At 68.6% G+C, this 5,021-nt stretch carries 6 protein-coding genes; 1 reads left to right on the top strand and 5 read right to left on the bottom strand.

Annotated features, from left to right (window positions below):
* The 5 genes from AC04MI_RS23395 to AC04MI_RS23375 all read right to left on the bottom strand — a co-directional run.
* The coding region (locus AC04MI_RS23395; RefSeq protein ID WP_476498829.1) for a CorA family divalent cation transporter at window positions 1–787 on the bottom strand (787 nt) is incomplete at its 3' end.
* A 221-nt stretch (window positions 788–1,008) separates the two neighbouring features.
* Window positions 1,009–1,803 carry a uracil-DNA glycosylase family protein gene (locus AC04MI_RS23390; RefSeq protein ID WP_436076841.1) on the bottom strand — a complete coding sequence of 265 codons (795 nt, stop codon included), beginning with the start codon at window positions 1,801–1,803 and terminating at the stop codon, window positions 1,009–1,011.
* A gap of 54 nt (window positions 1,804–1,857) precedes the next feature.
* Window positions 1,858–2,358 (bottom strand): ribosomal protein S18-alanine N-acetyltransferase, encoded by a 501-nt coding sequence (gene rimI, locus AC04MI_RS23385; protein ID WP_436076842.1) that lies wholly within the window; start codon window positions 2,356–2,358, stop codon window positions 1,858–1,860.
* Window positions 2,359–2,380: 22 nt separating this feature from the next.
* On the bottom strand, window positions 2,381–3,094 hold the full coding sequence (tsaB, locus tag AC04MI_RS23380) for a tRNA (adenosine(37)-N6)-threonylcarbamoyltransferase complex dimerization subunit type 1 TsaB (RefSeq protein ID WP_436076843.1): 714 nt from the start codon (window positions 3,092–3,094) through the stop codon (window positions 2,381–2,383).
* A 46-nt stretch (window positions 3,095–3,140) separates the two neighbouring features.
* Window positions 3,141–4,121, bottom strand: a complete 981-nt coding sequence (locus AC04MI_RS23375; RefSeq protein ID WP_436076844.1) for a DMT family transporter — start codon at window positions 4,119–4,121, stop codon at window positions 3,141–3,143.
* Between the two features lie 78 nt (window positions 4,122–4,199).
* Here AC04MI_RS23375 and AC04MI_RS23370 point away from each other — a divergent pair.
* Window positions 4,200–5,021 (top strand): D-alanyl-D-alanine carboxypeptidase/D-alanyl-D-alanine-endopeptidase (locus AC04MI_RS23370; RefSeq protein WP_476498828.1); only part of this gene is annotated, 822 nt, incomplete at its 3' end.

Genomic DNA, 5,021 nt, shown 5'->3' with positions numbered 1-5,021 from the left:
GGTTGATGTTGATGAAACCGACCGTGGCGTCCATCAAGAAGTTGATCTTGTCGAACAGGAACGCCGTGTGGTTGTCCAGCGACTCGATGTCGCGCAGGATCTGGCGGGCTTCCTCGAACTGCTCGGMGTTGAGCATCTTGGAGCGCATCATGAAGCTCACGGCGCGGCGCGTGTCCATCACGTTGCGGCGGATACGACCGTTCAAGTCTTCCTGGCGGGCGATGGCGGCCAGCACCTCGCCAGCGCGGGTGTCGGTCACGTCGCCCGCCAGCACCTGTTTGCTCACGGCCTCCAGCTCGTCGTAGATGTTCTCCAGCGTGTCGGCCGAGTATTCGGCGTCGGCGTCGAACAGCTTGAGCAGCACTTCCTTGGCGTCTTCRATCAGCCCSGGCGCGCGGCGCGCRCGCATGCGCAGCAGSCGGAACACSGGCACGTCTTCRTCGTGGATGGAAAAYAGCACGCCSCGGCTCTTGAGGTTGGTGTTGTGCTGGTTYAGGATGAAGGCCACGCGCACCGARCGGGGGTCTTCGTCGTCATCGATCAAGAAGTCGCTGCGGATGTGCAGCTCGCCGTTGTCTTCCTCGTAGAAGCGGGCGGATTCCTCGATGTCCTCGTCCATCGCATCCTCGGGGATGGACAGGCCGTAGTGCTGCTTGATCCAGCGCTTCTCTTCGAGCGTCGGGGCTTCCAGGTCSACCCAGATCGGCTGGAACTTGGWMAGCTCYTCSAGSGMCTCGATYTCTTCCTGGAMMAGSCGGCCRTTGGCGAGCGTAAAGATRTTGAGCATGGGCTCACTCCCTTGTTTTTTGGCGTCTGCGGTGTAGGGGTAGGGGTGCTTTCAACCCCACAGCAGTCAAATGCGCCGGGAGCTGAAAGCTACCAACTCGGGTAGGTTTCCAAGGAGCTGTCTCCGTAAAAATTAGGCAAGCGGCGGATTATGGCACCGGGCGATGATCTCGCCGGTCCGGAGGGAGCACGGAAGGGGGCTGGGGTCCTGCCAACAGGCTCTCAGCCCTCGGCCTCGGCCTCGGCGCTGCGCACCATGGCCAGGGCCCGGCACAGGTCGGCCCAGGCGGCGGCCTTGTTGTCTTGCGAGCGCAGCAAAAAGGCGGGGTCGTAGGTCACCACGGCTGGGCACCCGGCCAGCACATGCGGACCTGCGCGCAGGCGGCCCAGGGGCTCGGTGCGACCCAGTGCCGCGCGTGCCGCCACATGGCCCAGCACCAGCACCATGGCGGGCTGCAGGTGGGCCACGGTGTCGGCAAGGGTGGCCGGGATATCGGCGCTGGCTTCCGTGCCAGGCGCAGACCGCTCCAGCGCGGCCAGGAACACGCGCGGGTGCCGGTGCAATTGCATGGCCCGCAGCATGTTGTCGAGCAAGCGGCCCGCATCGCCACCCAGGGGCTCGGCGGGGGTCAAGCTCTCGGCCACGATGAGCCAGCCCCGGCCCAACCCGGCGGGCGTTTGCGCCGGGTCGGCGGTGGGGTAGAGCGCCTGGGATGGGTGCAGCCGCAGGGCGGGCGCGGCCGCGCCTGTGGAGGCAGGTGCAGGAGTCGGAGCCGGCGGTTCGCTGCGGCTGGTGGTGTGGGCCGGCGGCGCTTGGGGGCGCTCGGCGAGCGCAGGGGACGGTGTCTGTGGTTGTGCGCGCGGCGGCGCCATGGCAGGTGCTGCCACGGCCGCAGGAGCTGCTGAGGCGGTTGCCGGGGGCTGGGCGATGGCCTCCTGGGCGGGGGATGGCCCCCACACGGTGACGCCCATTTCTTGCAGCATGGCGCGCTGGCGCGCATCGAGGTGGAGGCTCATACGGAAAGAAAACAGGCCATCGGTGGTTCAGCAGGTACGGGGTGCGGTGCGGGGTCAGAGCGCCAGGCTCATGACCACGGCATCTTCGCGCTGTCCGTGTCCTGCGGGGTAGTAACGCTTGCGGTCGCCCACGCGGCGGAATCCATGGGTCTGGTAGATCTGCTGGGCGCGCAGGTTGCTCGCCCGCACCTCCAGCCACAGCCATTGTGCACCGCGCCCGCGTGACCACAAGGCCAGGGCGTCCAGCAGCACGCGGGCCCAGCCCTGGCGCTGGTATTCGGGGGTGACGGTGATGTTGAGCAGGTGCACCTCATCCACCCCCATCATGGCCACAAAGTAGCCCAGCAGATGGTCGTCCGCCATCAGGAGCTGCGTCTCGTAGCCAGACGCCATGGCGTCGGTGAAGTTGCCACGGGTCCAAGGGTGCGAATAGGCGCGCTGCTCCACGGCCAGCACGGCATCGAGCCGTGCCAGGGTCAGGGCCTCAAAGCGCGCCTCGGGGCGGTTTTGGCTGGCATCGGACGGCGATGTGGAGGAGGTAGGCAGTGCGCTCATGCTGGATTCGTTCACCCTTTTTTCAGGGCGTCACAGCCGACTGGGCGGCGCGCAGTGCGGCGCGTTCAGCGGTGGTTTGCGCCACTTTATCGCGGATATAGCGCGGCAGGGCGTCACCAGCGGCCACGGCATGGCCCGCTGCAATCAGCGCGGGCGCCAGGCGCAGCAGGGCCGTGGCGGTGGGCAAAGCAGTGATGTGCGTGGCGGTCGGTGCCAGCCGGTCGCCATAGGTTGCGCGGGCATTGCCGGCTACCGTCCAGCCATCTGGCGGCTGCACCGACTCGGGCGCCCCCAGGCCAAAGTCTTCGTCTGCGCGCCAGCGGGCTTCGGCGGGCAACCATTCGCAGCGCGCGTGGTAGACCTCGTCCATGCGGGCATCCAGCACCGCCACCACGTGGGTACAGCCGTGTTGCTGGCGTGCTTCCTCAGCCACGGCCAGCAGGGTGTCCACGGGCAATACCGGCACGCCCTGACCGCCCTTGGCGCCAAAGGCCAGCCCCTGGGCCACGGCGCAGGCGGTTCGCAGTCCGGTGAAAGAGCCGGGGCCGCGCCCGAACACCACCGCATCCAGCATGTCGAAAGTCAGGCCCGCCTGCGCCATCAGCGCACGCACGGCCGGGATCAGCGCCGCCGAGGCCTGCGCGCCCCCCGGCCCCTGGTGCTGCCAGACCCCATCGCCATGCTGCACGGCGATGGAGAGGGTGTCGGTGCTGGTGTCAAAGGCGAGCAGATTCATGGGCAGGGTCGGAAGATCTTGGGTGGCGCGGTCGGTGAGCAGGCGCTCAGGAGGTGGCTGTGGCTGGGGTGGACGGGGCCTGGCTTTTGCGCAGCACGCCCAGGAGGATACCGGCGGTGACCAGCAGCAGRCCGACCACCAGATTCCAGTGCATCGGCTCGTCCAGGAAAATCACCGCCCCCATGGCGGACAGACCGGGCACCAGGGCCGTGATCATGGTCGAGCGCACGGGGCCGTAGTGCTGGATCATGCGCGTGAAGCCAATGCCGGAGACCACCACGGAGCCACCACCCTGGAACAGCATCTGGAACGCGATCTCGCTCCACGGCGCCTGGGCCAGATGGCTGGTGACCGCACCCAGCCAGACCAGCAGCGCGTAGCTGGGCAGGTACACCACGCAGGCAAACGCGGTGATGGCGATGGTGGCCTGCACCGCATCGACCGCGTGGCGCCGCGCCAGCACGCTGTAGGTGGCCCAGGACGACGCGGCCAGCATGAACAGCAGGTCGCCCTTCCAGACGTCCCCGCCCGAAAACGCCGCCAGCAGACTGCGCCCGCCCACCAGCAGGTCGCCCGCCACGATCAGCGCCAGGCCTGCAGCGCGCAGCGGCGTGATGTGGTCGCGCAGCAACCAGGCGGCCAGCAGCGCCGTCCACAGCGGCAAGCTGCCCGGCATGAGCACCGCCGCATGGGTGGCCGGTGCATGGAAGAACCCTGAATAGGCCAGCAGTGCGTACAGCAGCCCGCCAAAGCTGCCCAGCAGCGCCGTGGTGCGCAAGGGCAAGGGGGAGATGCCTGCCAGGCTGGACGGCGGTGCCGAGGCCCCCAATGCCGTCTGGCGCCGTCGCACCATCCACCAGCCCCAGGGCAGCAGCACCAGGCTGGCGCCCACGATGCGCAGCAGTGCGATGTCGAACGGGGTGAGCGTGCGCTGGGCCGAGGCGCGGGCGATGATGATGAAGCCCGTCCAGATGGTGACGGTGACCACGGCCGCCAGCAGGCCGATGGTGCGGGGAGAAAAACGCATCGCGCGATTATCGGCGCCCGCCGCATGCCGTGCTGGCGCGGGGCCTGGTGCGGGTGTGCGGGCGATAGACTCCCCGCCATGTTGTCTGTTTCTGCTCTTTGGCGCCGCCGTGTGCTGCGTGGTGTGGTGGGTTGGGGTGCTGCGTGGCTAGTGGCTGCAGGCGGTGCGGGTTTGGCGGGGGCGCAGACGGGCGGGCCGCCTGCTGGCTCGCTGCCGCCCGAGGTGGAGGCCGCCCTGGCGCGCGCCAAGCTGCCGCGCGAGTCCCTGTCGGTGGTGGTGGTGGACGCGCAAGCTGCCGGCAAGGCCAGCCCGCGCCTTGCACACCGGGCCCAGGTGCCTGTGAACCCCGCGTCGGTGATGAAGCTGGTGACCACCTATGCGGCGCTGGAGCAGCTTGGCCCTGCCTACGTCTGGAACACGCCGGTGTATGTGCAAGGCACGGTACAGGACGGCAGCCTGCGGGGCAATGTCTACATCCAGGGCCAGGGCGACCCCAAGCTGGTCATGGAGCGGTTGTGGCTGCTGATGCGGCGGCTGCAGGGCCAGGGCATCCAGGTCATCGTGGGCGACATCGTGCTGGACCGCACGGCGTTCGACGTGCCGGACCAGGACCCGGCACGGTTTGATGGCGAGCCGCTGCGGCCCTACAACGCCTCACCCGACGCCCTGCTGCTCAACTACAAATCGTCGGTGATGACCTTTGTGCCCGATGCGGCCGCCGGCCTGGCGCGCATCCAGTACGACCCGCCTCTGGCCGGAATGCAGCGCCAGCCCACCGTGGCGCTGGCGGCGCCGGGCGCCGACTGTGGTGACTGGCGGACCGCCCTGCGTGCGGAGCTGTCGGACCCCTCCAAGGTGTCGTTCCAGGGCGTGTACCCCGCTGCGTGTGGCGAGCGGGTG

It is taken from the genome of Acidovorax sp. LjRoot204 (assembly GCF_056175785.1).
This window is presented reverse-complemented; position numbering and strand designations above follow the sequence as displayed.